16 protein-coding genes and 1 pseudogene are annotated in these 26,443 nt (G+C 70.6%); 4 read left to right on the top strand and 13 right to left on the bottom strand.

Features of this window, described 5'->3' with window-relative positions:
• Window positions 1-64: 64 nt before the first annotated feature.
• The 7 genes from IEZ11_RS01085 to pulA all read right to left on the bottom strand — a co-directional run bounded on the left by IEZ11_RS01085 (window position 65) and on the right by pulA (window position 13,267).
• A complete protein-coding gene (locus IEZ11_RS01085) occupies window positions 65-421 on the bottom strand; it encodes a 5-carboxymethyl-2-hydroxymuconate Delta-isomerase (protein WP_189260593.1) in 357 nt (118 codons plus the stop codon).
• A 47-nt stretch (window positions 422-468) separates the two neighbouring features.
• On the bottom strand, window positions 469-1,368 hold the full coding sequence (locus tag IEZ11_RS01080) for an ABC transporter permease (protein WP_189260592.1): 900 nt from the start codon (window positions 1,366-1,368) through the stop codon (window positions 469-471).
• Window positions 1,365-2,408: an ATP-binding cassette domain-containing protein gene (locus tag IEZ11_RS01075; protein WP_189261091.1), complete on the bottom strand. Its 1,044-nt coding sequence runs from the start codon at window positions 2,406-2,408 to the stop codon at window positions 1,365-1,367. Before IEZ11_RS01075 ends, IEZ11_RS01080 begins: the two co-directional genes overlap by 4 nt.
• A gap of 147 nt (window positions 2,409-2,555) precedes the next feature.
• A complete protein-coding gene (locus IEZ11_RS01070; RefSeq protein ID WP_189260591.1) occupies window positions 2,556-2,711 on the bottom strand; it encodes a VenA family class IV lanthipeptide in 156 nt (51 codons plus the stop codon).
• Between the two features lie 46 nt (window positions 2,712-2,757).
• On the bottom strand, window positions 2,758-5,448 hold the full coding sequence (gene lanL / locus IEZ11_RS01065; protein WP_189260590.1) for a class IV lanthionine synthetase LanL: 2,691 nt from the start codon (window positions 5,446-5,448) through the stop codon (window positions 2,758-2,760).
• 714 nt (window positions 5,449-6,162) lie between these two features.
• Entirely contained in the window at window positions 6,163-7,821 is a 1,659-nt protein-coding gene (locus IEZ11_RS01060) for a fused response regulator/phosphatase (protein WP_189260589.1), read from the bottom strand.
• 73 nt (window positions 7,822-7,894) lie between these two features.
• Window positions 7,895-13,267, bottom strand: a complete 5,373-nt coding sequence (gene pulA / locus IEZ11_RS01055; RefSeq protein ID WP_189260588.1) for a pullulanase-type alpha-1,6-glucosidase — start codon at window positions 13,265-13,267, stop codon at window positions 7,895-7,897.
• Between the two features lie 189 nt (window positions 13,268-13,456).
• Between pulA and IEZ11_RS01050 the strand changes: the two genes are divergently transcribed.
• Window positions 13,457-15,529: a carbohydrate-binding module family 20 domain-containing protein gene (locus IEZ11_RS01050; protein ID WP_189260587.1), complete on the top strand. Its 2,073-nt coding sequence runs from the start codon at window positions 13,457-13,459 to the stop codon at window positions 15,527-15,529.
• A gap of 134 nt (window positions 15,530-15,663) precedes the next feature.
• Complete coding sequence (locus IEZ11_RS01045) at window positions 15,664-16,275, top strand: DUF4232 domain-containing protein (protein WP_229712762.1); 612 nt, start codon at window positions 15,664-15,666, stop codon at window positions 16,273-16,275.
• Window positions 16,276-16,287: 12 nt separating this feature from the next.
• Here the strand turns inward: IEZ11_RS01045 and IEZ11_RS01040 are convergent.
• The 5 genes and pseudogenes from IEZ11_RS01040 to IEZ11_RS01020 all read right to left on the bottom strand — a co-directional run.
• Window positions 16,288-16,469, bottom strand: a pseudogene (locus tag IEZ11_RS01040) (alpha amylase C-terminal domain-containing protein); the annotation flags it as partial.
• A 508-nt stretch (window positions 16,470-16,977) separates the two neighbouring features.
• Complete coding sequence (locus IEZ11_RS01035; RefSeq protein ID WP_189261089.1) at window positions 16,978-18,639, bottom strand: glycoside hydrolase family 13 protein; 1,662 nt, start codon at window positions 18,637-18,639, stop codon at window positions 16,978-16,980.
• A 224-nt stretch (window positions 18,640-18,863) separates the two neighbouring features.
• On the bottom strand, window positions 18,864-19,772 hold the full coding sequence (locus tag IEZ11_RS01030) for a sugar ABC transporter permease (protein ID WP_189260586.1): 909 nt from the start codon (window positions 19,770-19,772) through the stop codon (window positions 18,864-18,866).
• Window positions 19,773-19,785: 13 nt separating this feature from the next.
• Window positions 19,786-20,790, bottom strand: a complete 1,005-nt coding sequence (locus IEZ11_RS01025) for a carbohydrate ABC transporter permease (protein ID WP_189260585.1) — start codon at window positions 20,788-20,790, stop codon at window positions 19,786-19,788.
• Between the two features lie 99 nt (window positions 20,791-20,889).
• Window positions 20,890-22,164, bottom strand: a complete 1,275-nt coding sequence (locus IEZ11_RS01020) for an extracellular solute-binding protein (RefSeq protein ID WP_189260584.1) — start codon at window positions 22,162-22,164, stop codon at window positions 20,890-20,892.
• Between the two features lie 329 nt (window positions 22,165-22,493).
• On the opposite strand from IEZ11_RS01020, the gene IEZ11_RS01015 reads away from it, so the two are divergent.
• Complete coding sequence (locus IEZ11_RS01015; RefSeq protein ID WP_268239893.1) at window positions 22,494-23,516, top strand: LacI family DNA-binding transcriptional regulator; 1,023 nt, start codon at window positions 22,494-22,496, stop codon at window positions 23,514-23,516.
• A gap of 82 nt (window positions 23,517-23,598) precedes the next feature.
• Complete coding sequence (locus IEZ11_RS01010) at window positions 23,599-24,456, top strand: phosphatase PAP2 family protein (protein WP_189260582.1); 858 nt, start codon at window positions 23,599-23,601, stop codon at window positions 24,454-24,456.
• Between the two features lie 408 nt (window positions 24,457-24,864).
• Here the strand turns inward: IEZ11_RS01010 and IEZ11_RS01005 are convergent, their stop codons facing one another.
• Entirely contained in the window at window positions 24,865-26,439 is a 1,575-nt protein-coding gene (locus IEZ11_RS01005; protein WP_189260581.1) for an amidohydrolase, read from the bottom strand.
• Window positions 26,440-26,443 lie beyond the last annotated feature (4 nt).

Below are 26,443 nucleotides of genomic sequence, written 5' to 3'. Positions count from 1 at the left end.
GTAAGGGGCGCGGGGAACTGCGCGATCGGCCACGACGGCGCGGCAGCCGAACGACGGCCCGGTCCTAGCCCTCGTACTTCCGGTACGAAGGATCCAGGTCCCGCACCTCCGCCGACGCGTGCAGCACGGCCCCCTCCGGCTTCAGATGGTCCCGCAGCAGCTCCAGGGCCGCCTCTGTCAGCCTCGCCTTCGTCTCGTCGGTGCGGCCGGCGAGCAGGCCGAAGGTGATGTGCACGATGACATGCGCCCCGTCAGTGTCGTGGCCGAAGGCGGTCTCGTCGGCCGCGCGGAACAGGGTCTTGCAGGCCTCGGGCCTGGCCGCCGCGATCTCGACCACGGTGCTGTGCAGGGCCCTGGCGAAGCCGGCCCGGTCGAAGGCGGTGTCCGCCACGGCGGTGTGGTCGACGGTGATCTGCGGCATGAGGGCTCCTCTTCTGCTTCTACGGCAACTGGGGCCCAGCCTAGGTCTCACTCGGGGCGGCCGAAGCGGTGGGCCGCCCAGAACAGCGCGAGGACTCCGCCGGCCAGCAGGAGACCTCCCTCCAGGAGCAGCGGAGGCTGTCGGCCGGCCCACTCGATGCCCACGGCGGTCGTCTGGTGCGGCACCCGCAGCGCGATGCAGCGGCGCAGCAGGTCCACTCCGTAGGCGAGCGGATTGACGGCGGACAGGGTGTGGGCCCAGCCCGGCAGGTTCGCCAGCGGGAAGAATCCGCCGGACAGGAAGAGCAGCGGCATCATCACCAGGCCGAGCAGCATCTGGAAGATCTCGGGCCGGTCGAGGCTCACGGCCAGCAGCAGGGACAGGGCCGTGATGGTGAAGGAGGCCAGGATCAGGGCGGCGAGGAGCAGTGCCAGCAGGAGCGGGTCGTAGGGCAGGCCGACGGCGCCGCCCAGGCCGAGCAGGACGGCGCCCTGGACCGTGGAGACGAGGGTGCCGCCGGCGCAGCTGCCGAGCAGCAGGGTGGACCGGCTGACCGGGGTCATCAGCAGTTCTCGCAGGTAGCCGCTCTGCCGGTCGGTGATCAGGCGGATCCCGACGATGATGGCCGGCGCCTGGACCGTCATGATCAGCATGCCGGGGAAGAGGTAGGCCTGGTAGCCGACCCCCAGCGACGAGTCGGGGATGAGGGCGGCCAGGCCGCCGCCCAGGACGAAGAGGTAGAGCACCGGCTGGAGCAGCATCAGGGCGGTGTGGACGCGCTGTACCGACAGACGCAGCAGATCGCGGTGGACCAGGGCATGGACCGCGCGCAGTTCACGGCGCAGCCGGGTCCCCGGCTCGCGGTCGGTGCCGATGCCGGTGCCGGTGCCGCCGGGGTCGTCAGGGGTGGCGGAGGCGTCCGGGGCCGGGCGGGCGGGTGCGGTCATGGGGCCTCCTCGGTCGCTGCCGGTGCCCGGTGGGTCCGGGGGACGTGGATGCTGCGGCCGGTGTGGTGGAAGAAGACGTCGTCGAGCGTGGGCGGCGTCGCGGACGCGGCGTGCACGGCGATGCCGTGGCCCGCCAGCGCCACGCACAGCCGGGGGATCCAGGCGCTGCCGTCGGGCACCCGCAGGGACACCCCCTCGGCGTCCTGGGTGACGGCGTGGCCGGACGGTGCGGTCCGGCCCACGACCTGTCGTGCCGCCACGTCGTCGTCGGTGCGCAGCACCACCCGGTCGTCCCCGATCGCGGCCTTCAGCGCGCCGGGCGTGCCCTCGGCCACGAGCCGGCCGTGGTCGATGATGCCGAGGCGGTCGCAGTTCTCCGCCTCCTCCAGGTAGTGGGTGGTGACGAAGAGCGTGCAGCCGTGCCGGTCGGGCAGCAGGCGCAGGTGCTCCCAGACCTGGGCACGGGCGTGCGGGTCGAGTCCGGTGGTCGGCTCGTCGAGGAACAGCACCCGGGGCGCGTGCAGCAGGCCGCGGGCGAGTTCCAGACGGCGGCGCATGCCTCCGGAGAGGGTGCGCACCGGGGACCGCCGCCGCTCGGCCAGCCCGACCGTCTCCAGCATCTCGGTGACGCGCGGGCGGGCGTGCCGACGGCGCAGTCCGTAGAGACGGGCGTGGATGTACAGGTTCTGTTCGGCCGTCAGGTCCGGGTCCAGGGCGCTGTGCTGGAAGAGCATGCCGACCGCGGCGCGGACCCGGTCCGGCCGGCTGAGCACGTCGGCGCCCGCCACCGTGGCGTGTCCGGCGGTGGGCCGGGCCAGCGCGCACAGCAGGGCGAGGGTGGTGGACTTCCCCGCGCCGTTGGGGCCGAGGAAGGCGAAGGTCTCGCCTTCGAGCACGTCCAGGTCCAGGCCGCGCACGGCGTGGGTGGTCGTTCCGTCCGGGCCCCGGTAGCTCTTGACCAGGCCGCGGGTGCTGATGGCGTACCCGGGCCGGGCGGCGGACCGCGCGGTGTCCGGGTCCGTGACGGCGGTGGTCGGCATGGCTGTCCGGGTGCGAGCGTCGTCGGCGGCAGGTGGCTGCATGGTCGGGTCCTCGTCCACGGTGTCTTCCGCGGGCCTGCCGGCCGCAGCGGCAACTGGCTCCGGCCGGTGGCCGCCCGAGGGCGGCCACCGGCCGGAGTTACTGGGCTAGGCGCAGCTGATGCCCACACAGACCGTGTTGAGCAGCGTCAGCAGGCCGACGCACGCACACGTGCCCGAGAACGATGCTCCGTCGAAGTCGACCGGGTCGGTCTCCGGAAGGGCGTGCAGCTGGGCCAGCAGCTCAAGGGCCTGGTTCTCCATGACATTCTCCTTCTGTGAGCGGTTGCGACAGGGGATTTCCTGCCGCTCAGCCCGGCTGCTGGACAGTCCAGTGCCGGGAGTCGGTGTGGCGGGTCCTCAGGAGGAACGCCAGGATTCCTGCGGAGCCGTCGCTCCAGCTCGTCGAGACGTCCCCGTACTCGTTGGGGAAGACGACGTGGCTGTCGCGGTGGGCCCGTTCGGAGACGATGAGGCGGGCCAGGTCCTCGGCCATCGCCCGGTAGGCGGGCTCCCCGGTGGCGTCGGCCATGTCGAGGAGGAAGTCGCCGTTGCCCGCCAGCCCGTGGCACTGGGCGAGGGCGCACCGGGAGGCGCGCTCCGTGACGGCGTGGGCGGCCCCGCGGGCGAGATCGCCGAATCGTTTGTCCCCGGTCCGCTGCCAGAGCCGGACCAGGAAGGAGCCGATGCCCGCCGAGCCGTGGCACCAGTACGGGGCCGTGGGCGGGTCCGTGGCCTGGGCCGGCCACTGGGCCGCCCGGCCCACCAGCACGGCGTTGGCCACCAGGTGCTCTCCCGCCGCCGTGGCCAGCTCCAGGTGTTCCGGCCTGCCGGAGACGGCGGCGGCGGTGAGGAGGAAGCTGCCGATGCCGGCCGATCCGTGCGCGAAGCCCAGGTAGCGTTTGCCGGCCTCTTCGGAAACGGCTTCCGCGGGGACGGGCCAGCTCACGCCGGACGGCTCGGGCTGTGCGGCGGCGGCCAGCCGGTCGGCCGCGTCGACGACCAGCTCGGCCAGGCGCGGGTCACCGGTACGGCGCCACAGGTGGGCGGCGGCGAGTCCGCTGCCGGCGGAGCCGTGGGTGATGTCGTGACTGGGCGTCGGTTCCGGCGGAGCCAGTGCCAGGGCCAACGCGTGGTCGGTGAGCACGCGGTCCTCGACGGCGCGTCCGGCGTCGTACAGCGCCCAGGCGATGCCGCGGCCGCCGAAGTGCAGGCCCGGCCGGATGGAGCGGGTGTCGGTGCGGGCCATGATCCAGTTGCCCGCGGTGGAGATCAGGTCCGGCAGGCGGGGGTCGCCGGTGAGCTCGAAGTACCTGGTCAGGACCGCCAGTACACCTGCCGCGCCCTGCTGCACGGTGCAGGGGTCGGTCTCCCCGGCCAGGACGGACACGGGCCACAGCCGGGGACCGTCGTCCGGGGTCATCGAGTCGACGAGGTGGTCCACCATCCCGGTGACCGCGGCCCGCGTCACCGCGTCCGGATCATCGGGACCACCCGGACCGTCCGTCCGTGCCGGCCCGGCGGCGGGATGCCCCGGCCGCGCCGGGTCCGCCTCGCGCAGCGCCGTGCGCGCCCTGGCCGGGTCCCAGCGCTCGCCGGGATCGTCCCGCATCAGACCGAGGATCATCTCGGGCAGGCCGTCCGGGAGCCGCAACGTTTCGGCGCAGGCGGCCAGCCATTCGGCGAACCGCTCCTGCGCGGGCCTGGTCTCCGGTTGCTCGGGCAGCAGGTTCGGTACCTTCCCGGCGAGCACGAAGCACAGGGTGGCGCCGAGGCTGTAGTAGTCGGCCGTCCGGGAGACCGGAGCGTCCGCCAGGCGCTCGGGGGCGCTGAAGCCCGGGGTGCCCACCCTGGTCGGGAGCGGGACGTCGTCCTCCAGGACGGCGAGCTCCAGGTCGATCAGGCGCAGTTCGCCGTCGGGGCGGACCATGACGTTGCCGGGTGTGAAGTCCCGCAGCACGCAGCCGTGGGCGTGGGCCGCCGCGACCAGCGCCACCAGGCGTTCGGCCTGGGCGAGCGCGTCCGCCCGGTACTGTTCGCTGCCGGCGTCCCGGAAGCGCTCGGCGACCCAGTTGCGCAGGGGCACGCCCGGCACTTCCTCCTGGGCGAGGAACAGGTGCCCGCCCGTCTCGAACATCGCGAGCGGCTCCGGCGCCAGTCCCGTGCCCTTGAGCTTCTCCAGCGTCCTGGCCTCGGCCCGCAGCCAGTCACGGACGTCGGCGCCGGACGCGTCGCCCTCGACGTGCGGCCGGGTCTCCTTGATCACCACGGGTGCGCCCGTGGTGACGTCGGTACCCCGGTAGACACCGCCCTTGTTGGTGTGCCGGATGGCTTCCCGTACCGAGAACCGGCCGCCGAGCAGTACCGGGCTGCCCGCCGCTTTCTCCTGTCGCGGTGGCAGCGGCACCGCGGCGGGAAAGGGGCTGACCGCCCAGGGGGGCGGGGAGTACTGTCCGGTGCGCTTGTCCTCCACCGGATTTCCGTCGGGGTCCTCGATGAACCAGACCAGCAGGCCCTGATCCGAAAGCCGCCGCCGGCCGACGAAGGCGCCGTAGCGGTAGTGCACCAGACTGTGCGGGGCATAGGGCTGGTCGGACAGGATCCGGGGGCCGGCGAGCCCCGCCGTGGCCCTGTGCAGCGCCAGCGCCAGTCGCGCCGCGACGTCGTCGGAGGACGGGTATACGGTGATGAACTTGCCCGAGCTCCCTCGCGGCTTGGCGCGGGAATTGAGCGCGCTCACCTGTTCGAGCGACCGGACGAACTTGAATCCCGACTCCTCGCGCAGCAGTACGTCAAGGGACTTCTCAAGTACTTCCGGCGCGGAGGCCGCCGTCGCGGAAACGTGCAATTTCCAGCCCTGCCGGCGTCGCATTCCGGACTGGTGCGTGAGGCGGCACCACATCTCGTCGGCGTCGGTCGTCCAACGAGCGCCGGCGCCTGTGGTCTGTAACGCGCGGCGGAGCAGAATTTCGAGATCGACTTCGGTTGCGTGGCTCGTCATGCGTGTCCCTCTCAACGGCGAGAACCGCTGGTTGGAATAGGCCTTCGGTGAGAAGAAACGTACAACACGCGCCAGCCGGGCGTCACTTGATCCGGTGAGCGCACGGTGTTGCAGCGGCAATAGGCGGCGCAGTCCGGCGCGAATAGAGGCGTATAAACGCGACCGCGCCGGAAAATAATCCAGGCGTTCGACGGCAGCCCGGACCGCACCTCGGAAAAAGAAACAGTGTGCACCCATTAAATCCGAATCAAATCCCGGTGACAAGGAGTGATTCAGGAGACCCGCGGTGACACGCCGACCCCAGCCTTCCCAGTCGATCCCGCGTGTTCTACGGCGGGGCGGGCCGGCCTCTCCTTCATTGCCGACCGGCCCGCGATTCCGGTCCGGCCGGGAATTGACCACGAGTAGTGACAACCATGGCCACGGCGAACGCCATCGACCCGGAATGCCCAGCCCCGCTTCGTTCTCACCTTTCGATTACGCCCGCTTCCGCGCGTTTCCGCTCGGTTCCGCTCGGTTCCGTTATGCCGGCCATCGGCCTGCCTTGATCCTTCACCTTCAAATCCGTTGCAGATTAGGCGAGTTGGCAGTTCAGCGGCGATCCAGGGAATGGCGGCCGGGCGCCGGCAGCCGCAGCAGCGGACCGGCCCAATACCCGAGTAAACGGCATTGCGGTCAAAAAAGGCTCAAGCGCGGGGACCGGCGGCGGTGCGGTCAGCCCGGCAGGCCGCGGCCGCGCCGCTGGAGCCCGTCCGCCAGGCTCAGTGCCAGCAGGGCGACATCGTCCTCGCGTTGGTGGCCGAAGGAGGCCAGGAGGGTGTCGCACAGGGCCTCCAGGCCGGGCAGGGCGCCGCCGGCGGCGGCCCGGAGGTGTTCCATCGACACCGCGAGGTCGGTGCCCCGGGTCTCGATCAGGCCGTCGGTGACCATGAGGAGCCGGTCGGTGGGGGCGAGGACCAGCTCCGTGGGCGGCGGATGGGGCAGGCCCACCCCGAGCAGCGGGCCGGACGTCTTGACGTACTCGGCGCTGCCGTCCTCCCCGAGGACCAGCGGCGGGATGTGTCCCGCGTTGGCGATGCGGGTCCGCCCGGTCGCCGGATCGATCAGGGCCAGGCAGACGGTGGCCGTGACATCGGCGTGGTAGTGCTGGAGCACCTGGTCGAGCCGTTCGGCGAGGGCGGCGGGGTCGCTCTCCGTCAGGCAGTAGGCGCGCAGCGCGTGCCGGAGTTCGACCATGACGGTGGCCGCGTCCAGCGAGTGCCCCACCACGTCCCCCACCGCGGCGAGCACGCCGTCGCCTACCCGCAGCGCGGCATAGAAGTCGCCGCCGATCTCCGTCTCCTGGGAGGCGGGCACGTACCGCACCGCTATGTCGACGCCCGGCAGTTCGGGCAGCCGGTGCGGACGGGGCAGGAAGCTGTGCTGGAGGGTGAGCGCGACATGCCGCTCCACCTGGTACATGAGCAGGGGCTCGGCCGCCAGCGCGGTGGCCTGGGCCAGCTGGGCCAGCAGCGCCTCGCCCTCGGGGCCGACCCGGCGCAGCCCGCGGGCGGGCGCGGCCAGGCAGACCGGCGCCTTGCCGTCCTGGGTGAGGACCAGCGCCAGCCGGGCGTCGTGCTGCACTCCGGGCCGGAAGAACCCCGCGGGCCACAGCGGCGACGGCACGGTGGTGATCCGCACCCCGGACTGCCCCCGGGTGAGCCGCCGCAGCAGGTCGCGCACGGTCCGGTCGGCGTCCTCGCCGGGCAGCACGAGGGAGGTGCGCTCCCGGCACAGGCCCCGGTACAGCTCGTCGTCCTGGTCGAGGACGAAGACGGCCGCGGGGCAGCCCAGCAGCCGGGCCGCGCCGTCCGCCGCGGCGTCGGCGAGTTCGTGCGGCGAGCGGGCCGCCTGGATGGTGACGATGGTCTCCGCCAGCAGCCGCAGCCGCCGTACCAGCGCCTGGTCGTCGGCGCGCAGCCGGGCGGCGCGGACCGCGGACCGGACCGCGGCCTCGATGTCCGCCGGTTCGGCGGGCACTGTCAGAAAGGCCTCGGCCCCCGTGTCCAGCCCGGGGCAGCGGTCGTCGGGTGCGACGGTGAGCGCGGCGGAGAAGTGCACGACGGGCAGCCCGGCCATGTGCGGCCGCTCCTTGACCCGGCGGCACAGCTCGAAGCCGCTCATGTCCGGCAGGTGCACGTCGATCAGGGCCACATCGGGCAGCCGGCCCTTGCGCCGCCGTACGTCGAGCTCGCTGAGCGCCTCGTGGCCGCCGGTCACCGCGACGACCTCGTGGCCGGCCCGGCGCAGCACGGTGCCGATCGCGTACCGGTTCGCGGCCGTGTCGTCCACGACCAGCACGGTCACGCCTGCCAGCCTGCCGTTGACGTCCATTCTCCCAGCCCCTGGACAGCGCCGGTGGGGCGGAACCCGGTGCCGGGCCCGCCCCACCGACTTGAGGCCACGGTCACTTGGTCCGGGAGAACACCGCCACCGTGCGGCCCGGAACCTCGAACGTACCCGTTTCCCGCGCGTACGAAGCCGACTTGACGACGGAGTCCGCGCCCGCGGCCTGCACCGGGTGCAGCCGGTAACCGGTTCCGGCCAGGGTGCCCACCCGCTGCTCCTGCCGCTGCGGGCTCGCGTTGAACACCACGACCAGGTCGCCCACCTGCATCGTGATCACCCCGGGCGTCCCGGCCGTCCCGGACAGCGGGAAGGAGAGCTCCGACTGCACCTGCGCGGCCGTGCCCAGCGAGAACGCCTTGTCGGTCGTCCGGATCCGCAGCAGGTCATGGTAGGCGGCCGAGGCCCGGTCGATCTGGGGGCACCCGACCTTCACCGAGGTCAGCAGCGGCTTGGCGTAGGACCACTTGGACCGGTTGTCGGCCGCCGTCGGCAGCCCGCGGCCGAAGCCGTTGCCGTCGGCGCAGTTCCAGTGGATGGCGTTGAACCAGTCGCCGCTGTCGAAGGAGTTGCGGTCCAGGGACTTGGAGCGCAGCAGGTCGGTGCCGGCCTGGGAGAGCGACGGCCCCTGGGAGAGGGCGGCCGTGGCCATCGCCAGGACCTGCATCCGGGCCCGGTCGGCCGCGGAGGTGCCGGAGGGCAGTTTGTACGTCAGCGCGTCGAACAGTGACTCGTTGTCGTGGGCGTCGACATAGGCGAGGGCGTCGCCGGGCGCGTCGGCGTATCCGGCGGGCGAGCCGTTGTAGTCGATCTCCGCGCCGGTGACCTCCTCGCCGTCGCTGTCGGTGAACCGGTACTTGGCGAGGTTGCCGGTCAGACCGACCTCGATCAGGTCCTGGTAGTGCAGCAGGCGGGCCTTCTGCTCGGCCGGAGTGCCGTTGGCGGTCGAGGAGTTGGGGTCGGTGTAGAGCCCGGACGCGAAGCCCTGGACGCCGGGGTCGGCGTCGAAGGGGCTGCCGCCGCGCACGGCGTCCCGGGCCCGGTCGGAGAAGGTGGCGATACCGGTGCCGGCCATGTTCGCCTGGGTGGCCTGGACGAAGCGGGCGTCGTCGGCGACCTCGCCGAAGTTCCAGCCCTCGCCGTACAGGATGATCTTCTTGCCGTCGACGCCGTCCTTCTTCGGGGTCAGCGCGTCCAGGGCCTTCCTGACCGCGAGGATGTTGGCCTTCGGGTGGTGGCCCATCAGGTCGAAGCGGAACCCGTCGACCTTGTACTCCTTCGCCCAGGTGACGATCGAGTCCACCACCAGCTTGCCCATCATGGCGTTCTCGGGAGCGGTGTTGGAGCAACAGGTGCTGTCGGCGACGCTGCCGTCGGCGAGCAGCCGCTGGTAGTAGCCGGGCACGATCCGGTCGAGGACGGAGGTGTCCGCCTGGCCGTCGGCCGCCGTGTGGTTGTAGACGACGTCCATGACGACCCGCAGCCCGTCCTGGTTCAGGGACTCGACCATCTTCCGGAACTGCACCGTGCGCGCGGTGCCGTCCGGGTCGGTGGCGTACGAGCCCTCGGGGACCGTGAAGTGGTACGGGTCGTAACCCCAGTTGTAGGCGTCGGTGGCGGCCGTCTTCGCCACGCACTCCTGCTGCCTCTCGGAGTCCGCCGGGTAGGAGGCGAGGTCGCAGTCGGGACTCGCCTGGTCGGCCTTCTTCTCGGGGACGGTCGCGAAGTCGAACACCGGGAGCAGGTGGACGTACGAGGTCCCGGCCTTCGCGAGGGCCTTGAGGTGCTTCGAACCGTCGCTGCCCTTGTCGGTGAAGGCCAGGTAGGTGCCCCGGTGCGCGGCGGGGACCGTGGAGTCCGCCACCGAGAAGTCCCGGACGTGCAGCTCCTGGATCTGCGCGTCCTTCATCGGGACGGCCTTGGGCTTGGTGTACGTCGACCAGCCGCCCGGCGCGAGGGACTTGTCGTCGAGGTCGACGACGAGACTGCGCTCGGAGTTCGCGGTGAGGGCGACCGAGTAGGGGTCGGTGACCTTGTTGGTGACGATCTTCCGGACGCTGGGCGCCCAGACCTTCACGACGTACCGGTAGGGCTTGTTCTTCCAGGACTTGGGACCGGTGACGGACCAGACGCCGGTGGCCGCGTCACGGTGCATCGCCACCTTGGAACCGTCGAGTTCGAGGGCGACGGACTGCGCGGTCGGCGCCCAGACGGAGAGGGTCGGCTCTCCGTGGCGGAAGACCGGGCCGAGATCGGCCGTCGTCGCCTTGGCGTACACGTCGTCCAGCACCCCGGCGATCTGCACGCCCGTCGCGGCCAGCACCGCCCCGTTGGCGGCCCGCTGGGAGGCGACCAGCTGACCGCTGAGCGCCTCGCGCACCCGGCCGCGGTCACGCGGGTCGACGGACCAGGCCGTGTAGTCCTTCAGGTACGGGAACTTCGCCTTCTGCGCGTCGGTGAGGGTGGTCTTCGTCAGCCGCAGCCAGCGCTCGTCGTCGCTGTTCAGGGTCCCGTCCTTGACGGCGATCGAACCGTCGTGGGAGTAGAGCAGCTGGGTGGAGGCGGCACCGTCGGCGCCGTCCCAGGCGACCGTGTCCCGGTCGATCCAGACCGCCTTGGAGGTGGTCAGGTCGAGCGCGGCGGCGCTGCCGGCGGGCTGCGGGAGCAGGTGCTTCTCCTGGCCGTTCAACAGCCACACCTCGTAGCCGTCGGACTTGAGGTCGAGGGACTGGTCGGCGGCGAGGTCCTTCTCGTCGCCCTTGTGGATGATGTAACTGAGGCTGGTGGCGCCCTCGGTGAGCGGTACCTCGAAGACCGCGCCATAGGCGTCGGTCCGCACCGGCCGCAGCGGGCTCGACCAGTCGGTGGGGGTGGCCGCACCCGTCCAGACGTGCAGGCCCCAGCCGTCGTAGTCACCGTCGGAGCGGTGGTAGTGGATGACCGCCTTGGTGGTGTCCTGGGCGGGGTAGTCGGCGGTCGGCTTCTGGGTCAGTACGTCCGCCTTCCCCTGCTCGATCCAGACCTCGCCGGTCTTGGTGACGTCGATGGAGCGGTCGGCGGAGACGTCCTTGTTCCCGTCCTTGTCGACGACGAGGAAGCCGACGTTCGTGGCGCCCGGCTTCAGCTTGACGTAGGCGAACGCGCCGTACGCGTCGCGGCCGGTGAAGGCGTGGCCGGCGGGCCAGGTGGTCGCCTCGCCGTCGGCGAGGTCGCCCCAGGCGTACAGGCTCCAGTCGGCGTAGTCGCCGTCGGCGCGCTTGTAGTGGACGACCGCGTAGTCCCGGGAGGAGGCGGTGGGTGTCTCGGCGGCGGGCGGGGTGCCGCTGGTGCTCGCGGCCAGGGCGTCGGCGGTGTGCCCGGCGGAGTCCACGGCGACCGCCTTGTAGCGCAGGGCGGTACCGGCCGGGAGGTCCGTGGCGAGGGTCTGGGTGACCTTGTAGGGGGCGTGGTCCGCGGAACCGAGGGTGGTCCACCTGCCGTCGCCGATCTGGGCGGCGAAGACGACCCGGTTCAGCTGTCCGCCGGTCACGTCCGCGGTGAGGTCGACGGTGCCGGTGGCACCGGCGGCCGGGGCCTGGAGGGTGATCGTCGGGGCGGTGGCGGGCTTGGCCAGGGGACCGGCCGCCTGGTAGACGACGGCGGACTCGGCGGGGACGGTGACGGTCAGCTTCGCCGCGCCGTCGGAGGTGACGGTGCCGTCGGTGCCGTAGAGCGCGCGGTAGCCCATGCCGGCGGAGCCGGTGGCGAAGCTCGCGGTCTTCGCCGTGCCCGCGTTGTTGAAGGCGACGACGTACTCCTGGCCGGTCTTCGCGTCCGTCCGGGTGAAGGCGTAGACACCGGCGCCGTCGGCCGCGTAGCGCTCGGTCTGGACGCCGTCGGCGAGCGCGGGGTGGGCCGCGCGCAGCTTGGAGAGAGCACTGATCTGCTGGTAGAGCGGCGCACTCGGGTCGTACGAGTCGTCGGCGGCGGTCCGCTCGGTGCCGATCTCGTCGTCGTCCAGGTAGTCGGCGACCTTCGACGCGAACATCGTCTGCCGGGCGTCCTTGTCCCCGCCGGAGCCGGTGAAGCCCTGTTCGTCGCCGTAGTAGACGACCGGGTTGCCGCGGCTGAGGAACATCACCTCGTTGGCGAGTTCGTCCTTGGCGAGCAGTTCGGCGTCCGTGGCCTTCGGGTTGTCCTGCTCCAGGAAGTACCCGATCCGGCCCATGTCGTGGTTGCCGAGGAAGGTGACCTGCTCGTAGGCGTTCGCCTTGTCGGTCGTGTACTTGTAGTCGTCGCCGAAGACGCTCGCCAGCTTCTGGGCGCTGCCGCCCTGGGAGGCGTAGGAGCGGGCCGCGTCCTGGAAGGGGAAGTCGAGGGTCGCGTCGAGGCGTCCCTGGGTGACGTAAGGGGAGGTGACGGACGGGTCGGCGGAGTAGGTCTCGCCGAACATGAAGAAGTTCTCACGGCCGTGCTCCGCCGCGTACGTGTCGAGCGCGGTCGCCCACTGGGTCCAGAACTCCATGTTGACGTTCTTCACGGTGTCGATCCGGAAGCCGTCGATGGCGTAGTCCTTCACCCACCGCTCGTAGATCTTCTCCATGCCGTGCACGACCTCGGGCCGTTCGGTCCACAGGTCGTCCAGGCCGGAGAAGTCGCCGTAGGTCGCGGACTCGCCGGCGAACGTCGAGTCGCCCCGGTTGTGGTACATCGTCGGGTCGTTGAGCCATGACGGCACCTTGCTGTCGCTCGTCACGGTCGGCGTGCGCGGGAAGGAGGCGGTGGAGACCGCCGGGAACTTCTTCTTCCCGTCCGCGTAGTCGGCGTCGTCGAAGGGCCGCCCGTCCTTGGTCAGATAGGGGAAGGCGCCCTTGGAGAGGTAGTCGTAGGACTTCTCCTCGTAGTCGACGACGTCGGCGGTGTGGTTGGTGATGACGTCGAAGAAGACCTTCATCCCCTTGGCATGCGCCTTGGAGATGAGCGTCGCCAGGTCCTTGTTGGTCCCGAAGTGCGGGTCGACCTGGGTGAAGTCGGTGATCCAGTAACCGTGGTAGCCGGCCGAGGCGTTGCTCCCCGTCCCCTGCACGGGCCTGTTCTTGAAGATCGGCGCCATCCAGATGGCGGTGGTGCCGAGCCCCTTGATGTAGTCGAGCCGCCGGGTCAGCCCCTTGAGGTCGCCGCCCTGGTAGAAGCCCTTGTCGGTGGGGTCGTAGCCGGTGGAGAGCCGGGAGCCGGTGAGACCGCCCTTGTCATTGCCGGTGTCCCCGTTGGCGAAACGGTCCGGCATGACGAAGTAGAACTGCTCCCGGGTGTCGTCGTGCCGGGCGGGCTCGGCGGCGAGCTTCGCGTCGGAGGGCGGCGCGGGCGGGGCGGCGGCGTGTGCGGCGACGGGCTGCACGAGCGCGATGGCGAGGGCGGCGACGGCGACGGCCGCGACCCGTCTGACATGTATCACCGGTGTGAACTCCTAGCGATAGCGGCTCTCTTGGGTCCGACCCGGCGCGACCGTACCGCTAACGAAAGGTTTACAGCAAGAGGCTTGAAACTCACAGCAAGAACTTTCACGAGGCGTATTGACGCGATGTCTCAACTGGCCCACGCTCCAGGGTTGTTGAAGCCTGTCCCTCTTGTTTCGGAGCCGCACATGAACGGACACCGGCCCCCGGGTGTCTTCAGACGCACGGCCGTCGCGATCGCAGTGGGCGCCCTGGCGCTCACCGGCGTCATCGCCCTGCCGGCCACCGCCGCACAGGCGGACACCACCGCCAAGGGCGATGTCATCGCCAACCTGTGGGAATGGAACTGGAACTCGATCGCGTCCGAGTGCACGAACGTGCTCGGCCCGGCCGGGTACGGCGCGGTGCAGGTCGCCCCGCCGTCCGAGTCCCTCAAGCAGTCCAGCTACTACTGGTGGGACGTCTACCAGCCGTACTCGTACACCCTGAACAGCCGCTTCGGGACGGCCGCGCAGTTCGCCTCGATGATCACCGCCTGCCACACCGCGGGCGTGAAGGTCTACACCGACGCGGTGATCAACCACACCGCCGCCCAGACCGGCACCGGCTACGACGGCACCACCCTCACCAGCAAGTACGACACCCCGGACTGGGACCCGAGCGACTACCACACCTCCGCCGACTGCCCCACCTCCGACCTCACCATCCAGGACTACTCGAACCTCACCCAGGTCCAGAACTGCGAGCTGCTCGGCCTGCCCGACCTCAAGACCGGTGCGGACAACGTCCGTTCGGGGCTCGCGGCCTTCCTCAACAAGCAGATCGCGCTGGGCGTGGACGGCTTCCGCGTCGACTCGGCCAAGCACATCCCGGCCACCGACATGGCGGCCATCGTCGCCAGGCTGAACACCACGACGTCCGGCGCGGCGCCGTACGTCTTCGACGAGATCTACCCGGGCTCCACCCCGCAGCCCAGTGACTACTACGGCTCCGGCGACGTCCTGGACTTCACCTACGCGAGCAAGATGAAGTCGGCCTTCCAGGGCAACGTCTCGGACCTGTCCTCCCTGGACAGCAGCGGCATCCTGCCCGCCGCCAACTCGGTGTCCTTCGTGACCAACCACGACACCGAGCGCAACGGCCTGCACATGAGCTACAAGGACGGCGACAGCTACAAGCTCGCCAACCTCTTCGAGCTCGCCTACAAGTGGTCGACGCCGACCGTCTACTCCAGCTGGCAGTGGACCCAGAGCGACCAGGCGCCGCCGAACTCCGCGGGCTTCGTCACCGACACCAACTGCTCCAGCGGCTGGAACTGCCTGGACCGCGACACCGCCGTGGTCGGCATGGTGGCCTGGCACAACGCGGCCGGCAGCGCGGCCGTCTCCAACTGGCAGACCATGTCGTCGAACGTGATCGGCTTCGGCCGCAGCGGCGCCGGCTTCTTCGCCGTCAACAACGGCTCGTCGTCGGCCACCTACACCTTCGCGACGGGCATGGCCGACGGCACGTACTCCGATGTCATCGACGGCGGTGCCTCCACGGTCACCGTCTCCGGCGGCAACGCGAGCATCACGATCCCCGCGAAGGACGCCGTCGCCTTCTACAACTCCTCCTACACCTGCACGGTCGGCTGCGACGACGGCGGCAGCGGCGGTGGCTCCACCTCCACGGTGACCGCGACCTTCAACGAGTACGCGTCCACCACGAGCGGCACCAACGTCTACGTGGTCGGCTCCATCGACGCCCTGGGCGGCTGGGACACCTCCAAGGCGGTCCAGCTCTCGTCCACCGGGTACCCGATCTGGTCGGGCGCGGTGAGCGTGCCGATCAACACGTCCTTCACGTTCAAGTACATCAAGAAGGACTCGTCCGGGAACGTGACCTGGGAATCCAACGCCAACAGGTCCGCCACGACCACCACGTCGGCGGTCTCCCTGAACAACTCGTGGAACGTGGCGAACGCCGACGCCACGGACGTGACCTTCAACGAGTACGCCACGACCACCTGGGGCACCAACGTCTACGTCGTGGGCTCCATCGCCTCCCTCGGCTCCTGGAACACGAGCGACGCGATCCCGCTGTCGTCGGAGTCCTACCCGACGTGGAGCAAGCTGGTGATCGTCCCGAAGAGCACCACATTCGCGTACAAGTTCATCAAAAAAGACAGCTCCGGCACCGTGACCTGGGAGTCGGGCACCAACCGCTCGTACACGACCGGTACCTCCTCCGGCTACACGACGAGCGACACCTGGAAGTAGGTCCGGAAAGGTTCCTCGGCCCGGCGCGAACAAATACGCGAGATCGTGCATCGAACCTCGTGTAGAGCACCAGAGGACGGCACGGGGCGCACACCGCGCCCCGTGCCGCAGGACACGAGTGGAGAACCGTCGCCGTGAACGAAGATCTGAACACCCGCCCCGCCGACACCTCCGACCCGGGTGCCGTCGGACGGCACCGCGCCCGCCGTGGGGTCAGCCGCGCCAAGCTCGCCGGAGGCGTGGCCGCCCTCGCCGTCCTGGGCCTCGTCTGGGCGGGCACCGCCGACGCCGCGACCCCGGCCGCCGCCAAGGCCACCCCGACCTGCTCCGCCGCCGCGCTCAAGGCCACCTTCGGCCGGCAGCTCGCCGGCGGGATGAACCACCAGGGGGTCGTCATCACCCTGCGCAACCTCAGCGGCAGGACCTGTGCGCTGCGCGGCTACCCGGGCCTGGGGCTGGAGAACTCCAGGCACAGGGCGATCACGACCCACACGCACTGGGGCAACACCTGGTACGCCAAGGACCCGGGCAAGAAGACCCTCGTCCTCAAGGACGGCCAGAGCGCCGAGGCCGTCGTCGCCTGGACCCACGCCAACACCGGCACCTCGGGCGCGGTGCACGCCTCCTACCTGGAGATCACCCCGCCCGCCTCCACCCGGCACAAGACGCTGGCGTTCCCCCAGTGGGTCGACCACGCCGACCTCTCCGTCACCGCGCTGGCCAGGCACATCAACGTCACTCCCTGACCGCCGTCGCGATCAGCAGGTCACCTTCCCCGTGTAGATCGCCAGGGCGGTGTTGCTGCCGAGGGTGGCGGTGAACTGCCCGTCGGCGTTCACCGTCACGTCGTGTTGGGCTGCACGTTGCAGTACGTGCCCGTCGGCAGCGACGTCTGGCAGGTCCGGGTCAGCTCACTGCCCTCGTGGTTGATCGCCACCTCGTTTCCTCGCAGGGTGCCCCGGCCTTCGGGCCGGGGGCGAATGCGGGCGCCTGCGGAGCAGGACAGGGGTAGGCGCATCGCCGTCAGGGCGATGCGCCGTGCACGAGGGTTTCCGTGTCATGCCGGAGGGGTGACAGCGGCCACCGGCCGTTCGAACGCCCGTGAACCTCAACCCACCCGGGTTGGGATCCCCTTCTTTTGAGTCTTTCAAGAAGGGGAGGATGTCAATCGAAGAGGACGGCGGTGACGTCCTTGATGCCGGGCGGGGAGGCATCCGCCACGGTCGGGGCCATGACAACGCTACAGGCGGCCAGGGCCGGTGCGGCGGAGAGGGTCTTACGTGCCCTGTGGGGGTTCCTTCGTCGTTGAAGGCTCTGCCGAAGCTCTTGCAGAAATGTTGCTGAAACCTTGCGGTTGGGCAGATGTTAAAGGCCCGCTACCCGGTTGGGTAGCGGGCCCTGCGAAGTTGCTGCAAGAAGTTACCGAGTGACGCCCCGTCAGGTGCCGGTCAGGCGGTGGTCCACCACACGGTCGTGTCGGCCGGCACCTTCGCCTCGCCGTCCGCCTCCGTCAGTTCACCGCTGGCGAGCAGCACCCTGCCGTACGCCCGGGTGGTCACGGACTCCCGGCCCGTGTTCGCGACGCAGACGAACTCCCCGCGCCGGAAGGCGAGTACACCCTCGGGCGCGCGCAGCCACTCCACCGCGTCGCCCGCGCCCAGGTCGGGCTGGGCACGGCGGACGGCCAGCGCGCTGCGGTACAGCTCCAGCGTCGAACCGGCAGCCCCGGTCTGCGCCTCCACGCTCAGCTCGCCCCAGTTCGCGGGCTGCGGCAGCCAGCTGCCCCCGGACCCGAAGCCGTACGACGAGCCCTCCCGCGTCCACGGGATCGGCACCCGGCAGCCGTCGCGGAAGCCGTCCTGGCCGGCGCCGCGGAAGTACGCGGGGTCCTGGCGGACCTCGTCGGGCAGGTCCACGACGTCCGGGAGGCCCAGTTCCTCGCCCTGGTAGAGGTACGCCGAGCCGGGCAGGGCGAGCATGAGGAGGGTGGCCGCCCGCGCCCTGCGCAGACCCAGCTCCCGGTCGCCGGCCGTGCGGATCTGGGTCCCGAGTCCGGGCGGGTTGGCGAAGCGGGTGGCGTGCCGGGTGACGTCGTGGTTGGACAGCACCCAGGTGGCGGGGGCGCCGACCGGGCGCATGGCCTCCAGGGTGCGGTCGATGACCTCGCGCAGCTCGGTGGCATCCCACTCCGTGCTCAGGTACTGGAAGTTGAAGGCCTGGTGGAGCTCGTCCGGGCGGACGTAGTTGGCGGTGCGCTCGACGGTCGGGGTCCACGCCTCCGCGACGAAGATGCGTTCGCCGGCGTACTCGTCGAGGACATGCCGCCACTGCCGGTAGACGTCGTGGACGCCGTCCTGGTCGAAGAACGGCATGACATCGTTGCCCAGCAGCTTGAGCTGGTCGGCGCCGCCCAGGTCCGGCAGCCCCGCCGCCTTCACCAGACCGTGGGCGACGTCGATGCGGAAGCCGTCCACGCCCATGTCCAGCCAGAACCGCAGGATGGAGCGGAACTCGTCGCCGACGGCGGGGTGTTCCCAGTTGAAGTCGGGCTGCTCGGGGGCGAAGAGGTGCAGGTACCACTCGCCGTCGGCCACCCGGGTCCAGGCCGGCCCGCCGAAGATGGACTCCCAGTCGTTGGGTGGCAGTTCGCCGTTCTCGCCCTTGCCCGGACGGAAGTGGTAGCGGTCGCGCGAGGGCGAGCCCGGCCCCTCGGCCAGCGCCCGCCTGAACCACTCGTGCTGGTCGGAGGAGTGGTTGGGGACCAGGTCGACGATGATCCTGAGCCCCAGCCCGTGCGCGTCCCGGATCAGCGCGTCCGCGTCCAGCAGGTTGCCGAACATGGGGTCCACGGCCCGGTAGTCGGCGACGTCGTAGCCGGCGTCGGCCTGCGGGGAGGCGTAGAACGGGCTGAGCCAGACGGCGTCGGCACCGAGGTCACGCAGGTACGGGAGTCTGGCCCGCACGCCCTCCAGATCACCCATCCCGTCGCCGTTGCTGTCGGCGAAGCTGCGCGGATAGACCTGGTAGATCACCGCGTCCCGCCACCAGTCGCTGCGCTTGGCTTTGGCGGAGTTCGGTGCCGGGGCGATGGCGGAGTGCTGCTGGCTCATGGCGTCCTTGGTGCGTAAGGGGGTCATGGGATCAAGTGTGCGTAGAACGGTGATGACGAGACGGCCGCGGTGTCAGCGGGGTCTGGGGGTCCCCCCTCTGGGGGAGGACATCGCGGCCGCCTCGGGTTTCGGGTGCGGCGCCGTCGGGGCTGGTCGCGCCCACGCGGCGGAGCCGCACATCGGATACAGTCCCGCGCCCCTTGCGGGGCGCTTCTAAACCGGCGTCAGCCCTTGGTACCGCCGGCGGTGAGGCCGGTCACCAGGTTCTTCTGCACGAGGTAGAAGAACACGGCCACCGGTATCGCGATCAGCACCGCCGTCGCGGTCATCAGGTTGCGCTGTGCGTCGTGCTCACTGATGAAGCTCTGCAGGCCCACGGCGAACGTGTACTTGTCGTCGCTGAGCATGAACGTGGAGGCGAAGGCGACCTCGCCGAAGGCGGTGAGGAAGTTGTAGAACGCGGCGACCGCGAGGCCGGGCTTGGCGAGCGGCAGGATCAGCCGGGCGAAGGTGCCGAAGGGCGAGAGCCCGTCGACGCGGCCGGCCTCGTCGATCTCGAAGGGGATCGTGTCGAAGTACCCCTTGAGCAGCCAGCCCGTGTACGGCACCACCGTCGTGCAGTACACGAGGATCAGACCGAGGTAGCTGTCGATGAGGCCGAGCCGCGACAGGATCTGGTACATCGGCACGATCAGCACGGCGATCGGGAACATCTGGGTGAGCAGCAGCAGCCACATGAACTTCCGGTAGCCGGGGAAGCGCATCCGGGAGACCGCGTAGCCGGTGGTGGAGGCGAGGATCAGGCCGATGACGGTGGTACCGCCGACGACGATCATCGTCGTCTCGAACCAGTTCCAGAAACCGGTGTGCCGCAGGACGAAGGAGTAGTTGTCCAGCGTCATCTTGTGCCAGATGCCGCTCGGGTGCAGGTAGTCGTCCTTGTCCGGGCCGAGGGAGAGGAAGATCAGCCAGCCGACCGGGAAGAACGCGATCACGCTCGCGATGCCGAGGACACCGTGGATGACGGCGCTGCCGAGCGGGCCGCGCTCGCCCCTGCGGGGGACTCGGCGGGTGGTCGTCACGGGGGCCTCCTCGGCGACCTGGACGGAGGTCTGGGCAGTGGTCGTACTCATGGGAACTCCGTCCTCAGATCGCGAGCTGCTGGTCGTTGCGGTTGAGCCAGCGGCGGTAGAAGGAGGTGAAGACGATCAGGATCGCCAGCAGCAGCATGCCGTAGGCGGCGGACTGGGCGAAGTCGCGCGGCTGCTGTCCGAAGCCGAGGTAGTAGGCCCAGGTGACCAGGATCTGCGCGTCGGGGGCGGTGTTGCCGAACAGCAGGAAGATGACGGCGAACTGGTTGAACGTCCAGATGATGCCGAGGAGCACGACGGTGGAGCTGACGGACCTCAGCCCCGGCAGGGTGACGTACCGGAAGCGCTGCCAGGCGCTCGCGCCGTCCATCTCGGCGGCCTCGTACAGCGTGCCGTCGATGGCCTGGAGGCCGCCGAGCAGCGAGAGCATCATGAACGGCACACCGCACCAGGTGTTGACGAGGATCGCGGCGGCCCGCTGCCAGAACGTGTCCTCCAGCCAGTCGGGTTGCGGCAGATGGAGGAAGTGCAGGGTCGCGTTGATGATGCCGCCGTCGGCGAGCATGAACCGCCAGCCGAAGACGGTGACGAAGGTCGGGACCGCCCAGGGCAGCACCAGGACCATGCGGTAGAAGGTGCGGCCGCGGAACTTCTCGTTGAGCAGCAGGGCGAGGCCGAGGCCGATCGTGTAGTGCAGGGTGACGCAGAGCGCGGTCCAGACGATCGTCCAGAGGAAGTGGGACCAGAAGCGGTCGTAGGACGTCGGGCCGAACAGGATGTCCTTGTAGTTGTCCAGGCCGATGAACTTGTAGGTGGCGTCGATGTGGTTGACGCCGATGGTGCGGGCGGTGTTGAGGCTGTTGGCGTCCGTCAGCGTCAGGTAGAAGCCGTACACCAACGGGTAGATGACGAGCGCCCCGAGGACGACGGCCACGGGGGCGATCATCGCGTAGGCGTACCAGTACTTCCGGTAGCCGTTGCGGATCCGCCGGCCCAGCCCGGGGCGGGGCGCGCGGTCACCGTGGCGTCTGCCGGTGGCGCGGTCGATGGCGACTGTCATGGTTCGACACCTTCTGGGTTTGCCGGGATCGGGCTGGACACAGGCCGGTGGCCGCCGGAGCGCTCCCCTGAACAGGGCGCTCCGGCGGCCGCCGGGGGCTTACTTGCTGAAGTCGGGGACGAGCTTCTCGATCCCGAGTTCGGCGGTGCTCAGGCCCTTGTCCAGGGACTCCTTGCCACCGGCGATCTTGGTGAGCTCGGTGCCGACCGGACCCCACAGGGAGGAGTACTCGGCGAGCGCCGGGCGCGGCTGGGCGGAGGAGAGGACGGCCTGGTAGCCGGCGATGCCCGGGTCTGCCTTGACCTCGGCGGTGTAGGCGTCGGAGCGGGTCGGCAGGGTGGAGTTCTTCAGGGCGATCTCCGTCTGGGACTTCGCGGAGGTCATGAAGGCGACGAACTTCTCGGAGGCGGCCTGGTGGGCCTTGTCGATGCCGGCGTAGATCGAGAGGTTGTGGCCGCCGGTCGGGGCGCCCGCCTTGCCGGTGGAGCCGGCCGGGACGGTGGCGATGCCGAGGTTGGACTTGTCGCTGAACGCGGAGCCCTTGTAGAAGTTGGTGATCTCCCAGGGGCCCTCGATGGTCATGGCGACCTTGCCGTTGACGAAGGCGTCCTGGCGGTGGGCGTAGGCGTCGGCGGTGACGTCGGCCTTGTGCAGCCCCTTGCCGGAGTAGAGGTCCAGCCAGGTCTGGTAGCCCTTCTCGGCCGCCGCCGAGGTGATGGTGATCTTCTTGGCGGAGGCGTCGACCATGTCGGTGCCCTCGCCGTAGAGGAAGGGCTGGGTGTAGTACGCGGCCTCGGGACCCCAGTAGCCGGTGGTCTTCGTCTTGTCCTGGATCTTGGCGGCGTCGGCCTTGACCTGGTCCCAGCTGGTGGGGGCCGCGGTGATGCCGGCCTTCTTCAGCAGGGCCTTGTTGTATACGAGGGCCAGGGTGTCGGTGACCAGCGGGACGCCGTAGGTCTTGCCCTCGTACTGGGCCTGGGTGATCAGGCTGGACTGGAACTTGTCCTTGTCGGCGAGGGCGGCGGTGCCGTCCAGCGGCACGAAGTAGCCGGCCTTGGCGAAGGCGGGGGTCCAGCCGACCTCGGAGCGCAGCACGTCGGGGGCGCCCTTGCCGGACTGGGCGGCCGTGTCGAACTTGTTCTGTGCCTGGTCGAACTGGACGTTGACGTACTTGACCTTGATGTCCTTGTTCGCGGCCTCGAACTCCTTGATCAAGGCCTGGTACGTCGGTGCCTCATTGGTGGCGTTGGAGGTGTCCCACCACGTGATGGTGACCGGGCCGTCCGACTTGCTGTCGCTGCCGCTCCCGCCGCACGCCGTCGCCGTGAGGGCGAGGGACGCCACCAGCGCGGAGGCCGCTATGCCACGCCGCATGAGTTCTCCTTGAGGGTGAAAGCCCGTTGTGCTGCCGACGCGCCGTTGCCGTGGCCGGGCGTCAGGGAACGTAACAGCGATGTAAGCCTTGCGAAAGACCTTGCAGCAAAAAAGTGCAAGAGGCTGCGGACGTTATGCCGCCGTGACCCCCTATCGACCGCCCCGAGACCCCTGCCGTACGGGGCTGAGCGGGGCCTGCCCCGGTTGTGCAAGACTCTGCAAGCTCTTGCCATCCGTCTCCCGCACGGGAATCATCCCCTTGCGGGACCAGGAGCGCCGACCAGAACAGAGGGACCGCGATGACGATACGGCCGGTACAGTCCGGTGCCGTGACCACACGGCTTGCCGACATCGCAGCGCAGGCGGGGGTGAGCGAGGCGACGGTGAGCCGGGTCCTGAACGGGAAGCCCGGCGTCGCGGCCACCACCCGCCAGTCCGTGCTCGCCGCCCTCGACGTCCTCGGCTACGAGCGTCCGGTACGGCTGCGGCAGCGCAGCGAGGGCCTGGTGGGGCTGATCACCCCCGAGCTGGAGAACCCGATATTCCCGGCCCTGGCGCAGGTCATCGGGCAGGCCCTGACCCGGCAGGGCTACACCCCCGTGCTCGCCACCCAGACGCCCGGCGGGTCCACCGAGGACGAGCTGACCGAGATGCTGGTGGACCGCGGGGTCGCCGGGATCATCTACGTCTCCGGCCTGCACGCGGACACCACGGCCGACATGCAGCGCTACGAGCGGCTGCGGGCGCAGGGCGTGCCGTACGTCCTGGTGGACGGCTTCTCGCCGAAGGTGCAGGCGCCGTTCATCTCCCCCGACGACCGGGCGGCGATGACGCTGGCCGTCACCCACCTCGTCTCCCTCGGCCACACCCGGATCGGGCTCGCCCTCGGCCCCAAGCGCTTCGTCCCCGTGCAGCGCAAGATCGAGGGGTTCGTGCGGGCGATGCAGGACCAGTTGGGCCTCGCCGCGGACGCCGTCGAGACGCAGCTCGTACAGCACTCCCTCTACACCCTGGAGGGCGGCCAGGCGGCCACCAGCGCGCTGATCGACCGGGACTGCACGGCGATCGTGTGCGCCAGCGACATGATGGCCCTGGGCGCGATACGGGCCGTACGGCAGCGCGGCCTCGACGTCCCCCGGGACGTCTCCGTGGTCGGCTTCGACGACTCCCCCCTGATCGCCTTCACCGACCCGCCGCTCACCACCATCCGCAAGCCGGTCCCCGCGATGGGCCAGGCCGCGGTGCGCACCCTGCTGGAGGAGATCGGCGGTACGCCGGCCCCGCACAGCGAGTTCGTTTTCATGCCGGAGCTCGTGGTACGCGGTTCAACGGCGGCAGTACCCGGGAAGTAGTCGCCCCGCCGTAGGACATGCACCGTGAACCCGACCTTGGGATGATCTGCCGTAGACGTCTTTTCTGGCAGACTCTGTGCCTATGAGTGACTCGACCGTGACAGAGCCGGAAGGTCGCGCACAACAGACCCTTCCGCGGACCGTCACGGGCGAGGACGACCAGCGGTTCCTGCACCGGCTGCGCACACCGCGCCGCCCCCGGCTCTGGTTCGAGATCCTCCTCATCGCGGTGAGTTACTGGACCTACTCGCTCGTGCGCAACGCCGTCCCGGAGCAGCGGGCGCAGGCGCTGCGCAACGCCGACTGGATCTGGCGGGCCGAGCGCGGGCTGGGGATCGCCGTCGAGGAGTCGGTCAACCACGCCGTGAACTCGGCGACTTGGCTGATCGTCGGGATGAACTACTACTACGCGACGCTGCACTTCGTGGTGACGCTGGGTGTGCTGGTGTGGCTCTACCGCAGCCATCCCGGCCGCTACGCGGCGGCCCGGCTCGCCCTCTTCGCCACGACGGGCGTCGCCCTCCTCGGCTACTACCTGTTCCCGCTCGCCCCGCCCCGTCTGATGAACGGCGGCGGCTTCGTCGACACGGTGACGGTCCACCGCACCTGGGGCTCGATGGCCTCCGGCGACCTCAAGCACATGTCCAACCAGTACGCCGCGATGCCGTCCATGCACATCGGCTGGTCCCTGTGGTGCGGCCTGACGGTCTTCGCCCTGGCGTCGGTCCCCTGGGTGCGCCTGCTGGGCCTCGTCTACCCGGCGACGACCCTCCTCGTCATCGTCGCCACAGCCAACCACTTCTGGCTGGACGCGGTGGGCGGCGCCCTGTGCCTGGCCTTCGGCTTCCTGGTGGTACGGCTGTGGTACGGCGCCCTGCCGTACGCCCTGCCCCGGCAGCCGACGGGGGTGACCTTGCTACGTAGCCCTGCGGGCGGCTGAGCGAGGCCCCTGCGGACGGCCGGAGCCGACCTCGGTTCCGGGGCGTACGCCGGGTTCGGCACCACCGACAGCCACCGCGGTGGCCGAGCACCGCTGCGGCTGGCCCAAGAGACCGGCCGCTGTTCTGTGCCAGCAGCCGCGGTCGTTCCTGAGCCGACGGTCCGCCTTCCTCTCCGCCACGGCTGGTCCAAGAGACCGGCCGCTGTTCTGTGCCAGCGGCCGCGGTCGTTCCTGAGCCGACGGTCCGCCTTCCTCTCCGCCGCGACGGATCCAAGAGACCGGCAGTTGTTCTGTGCCGGGGTCGGCGGTTGTTCCTGAGCCGACGGTTCACCTTGCTCTCCGCCGCGACGGTGCTCAGCCACGGCGGCGGAGTCCGGCGGTGCCGGACCCCGCTCAGCCCACCGGACCTCACTCCCCCTGGTGCACCACGTACCCCCCGGTCACCGTCAGCCGTACCGGTGCCTCCGCCAGTTCGTCCGCCGGGGACTCGACGGGGTCCAGGGCGAACGCCGTCAGGTCGGCGCGGCAGCCCACCGCGACGCGGCCCGCGACGGCCGCCTCGCCCGCGGCGCGGGCCGCGTGGGTCGTGCAGCCCTCCAGTGCCTCCAGGCCGGTCAGGCCCGCCCGGACCGACGCGGCGCCGCGCGGGGCGCGGGCCGTCGCCAGAACGGCACGGACGTCGTGGTGGGCGATCGGCCAGTCCGAGCCGAGCGCGACCGTCGCGCCCGCGTCCCGCAGGTCACGCAGGCGCCAGGCGCGCCCGGCACGGGCCGAGCCCAGCCGCCGGGACCATTCGTCCGTACCGTCGGCCCGGGTGTACGCCGTGTGCGGCGGCTGCATCGACGCGGCCACCCCCAGCTCCGCGAACCGGGGCAGCAGGGCGTCCGGCACCGTCTCGATGTGCTCGACGCGGTGCCGGCCCGCGGCACCCGCGCCCAGCCCCGCCACCACGTCCAGGACATGCCGTACCGCCGCGTCCCCGATCGCGTGCGTGGCCGTGCGCACCCCGGCCGCGTGCAGGTGGCGCACGGCGGCGGCGTAGGCGTCCGGGTCGGGCCAGAACGCCGCGGTCCCCTGCCCGTGGCAGTCCGCGTGCTCCAGCCAGGCGGTGCCCCCTTCCACGGTCCCGTCCATGAAGAACTTGACCCCGCCGACCACCCAGTGCCGCCCGCCCCGCCCCTGCGCGGCCACCAGCTCAGCCAGCCCGGCCGCGTCGATCCCCGGCATGCACCAGGGCGCGAAGCGCAGCCGCAGCGGCAGGACGGTCTCCTCGGCCACCGCCCCGACCAGTTCCGCGTCCCCGGCGTCCATGACATGCGCCCCGGTCAGCCCGGTCGCGGCCATCGCGCCCAGCAGCTCCACGAGCCGCTCCCGGCGCGCCGCGTACGACGGGCGGGGCATCAGCGACTCGACCAGCCGCATCGCCGCGTGCTCGACCAGATGCCCGGTGGGGCGGCCGTCGGCGTCGCAGACGACCTCGGACCGCTGCTCGAAGACCCGCGCGCCCGTCACCCCCGCCGCGGCCAGCGCCGCGCCGGTGGCGAGGGCCGAGTGGCCGTCGTACAGGCGTAGGAAGGCGGGCGCGCCGTCGAGGACGTCCTCGACGAGGGCGCGGTCCACCGGCCGTCCTCCGAACGCGTTGTGGTCGAGGCCGTAGCCGATCACCCAGCCGTCGGTCCGGGCGGCGCCGGCGAGCGCCGCCTTCAGGCCCGCCAGGTCGGTGACCCCCGACAGGTCCGCCCCGGTCGCCATGTCCAGGCCCCACACCGGGTGGCTGTGCGCGTCCACCAGGCCGGGCACCAGGTGGGCGCCGCCCAGGTGCACGACCTCGGTGCCCGGCCCCCGCCAGTCGCGTACCTCCCGTTCCTCGCCGACGGCGGCGATCACCCCGTCACGGACGGCGACGGCGGTGGCGGACGGCCGGGCGGGGTCGAGGGTGCGGACCTCGGCGCCGGTGAGGATCAGGTCGGGGGCGGCGGTCATGGCG

The organism is Streptomyces fuscichromogenes (genome assembly GCF_014645815.1).
GTDB classification, from domain to species: Bacteria; Actinomycetota; Actinomycetes; order Streptomycetales; family Streptomycetaceae; genus Streptomyces; species Streptomyces fuscichromogenes.
The sequence above is the reverse complement of the archived record's forward strand: the minus strand, read 5'-3'. Positions and strand labels throughout refer to the sequence as shown.

Coding starts and splice junctions, on each gene's coding strand:
- IEZ11_RS01085 (WP_189260593.1), bottom strand. CDS start 421: ATGCCGCAGATCACCGTCGACCACACCGCCGTGGCGGACACCGCCTTC.
- IEZ11_RS01080 (WP_189260592.1), bottom strand. CDS start 1,368: ATGACCGCACCCGCCCGCCCGGCCCCGGACGCCTCCGCCACCCCTGAC.
- IEZ11_RS01075 (WP_189261091.1), bottom strand. CDS start 2,408: ATGCCGACCACCGCCGTCACGGACCCGGACACCGCGCGGTCCGCCGCC.
- IEZ11_RS01070 (WP_189260591.1), bottom strand. CDS start 2,711: ATGGAGAACCAGGCCCTTGAGCTGCTGGCCCAGCTGCACGCCCTTCCG.
- lanL (WP_189260590.1), bottom strand. CDS start 5,448: ATGACGAGCCACGCAACCGAAGTCGATCTCGAAATTCTGCTCCGCCGC.
- IEZ11_RS01060 (WP_189260589.1), bottom strand. CDS start 7,821: ATGGACGTCAACGGCAGGCTGGCAGGCGTGACCGTGCTGGTCGTGGAC.
- IEZ11_RS01050 (WP_189260587.1), top strand. CDS start 13,457: ATGAACGGACACCGGCCCCCGGGTGTCTTCAGACGCACGGCCGTCGCG.
- IEZ11_RS01035 (WP_189261089.1), bottom strand. CDS start 18,639: ATGAGCCAGCAGCACTCCGCCATCGCCCCGGCACCGAACTCCGCCAAA.
- IEZ11_RS01030 (WP_189260586.1), bottom strand. CDS start 19,772: ATGAGTACGACCACTGCCCAGACCTCCGTCCAGGTCGCCGAGGAGGCC.
- IEZ11_RS01025 (WP_189260585.1), bottom strand. CDS start 20,790: ATGACAGTCGCCATCGACCGCGCCACCGGCAGACGCCACGGTGACCGC.
- IEZ11_RS01020 (WP_189260584.1), bottom strand. CDS start 22,164: ATGCGGCGTGGCATAGCGGCCTCCGCGCTGGTGGCGTCCCTCGCCCTC.
- IEZ11_RS01010 (WP_189260582.1), top strand. CDS start 23,599: ATGAGTGACTCGACCGTGACAGAGCCGGAAGGTCGCGCACAACAGACC.
- IEZ11_RS01005 (WP_189260581.1), bottom strand. CDS start 26,439: ATGACCGCCGCCCCCGACCTGATCCTCACCGGCGCCGAGGTCCGCACC.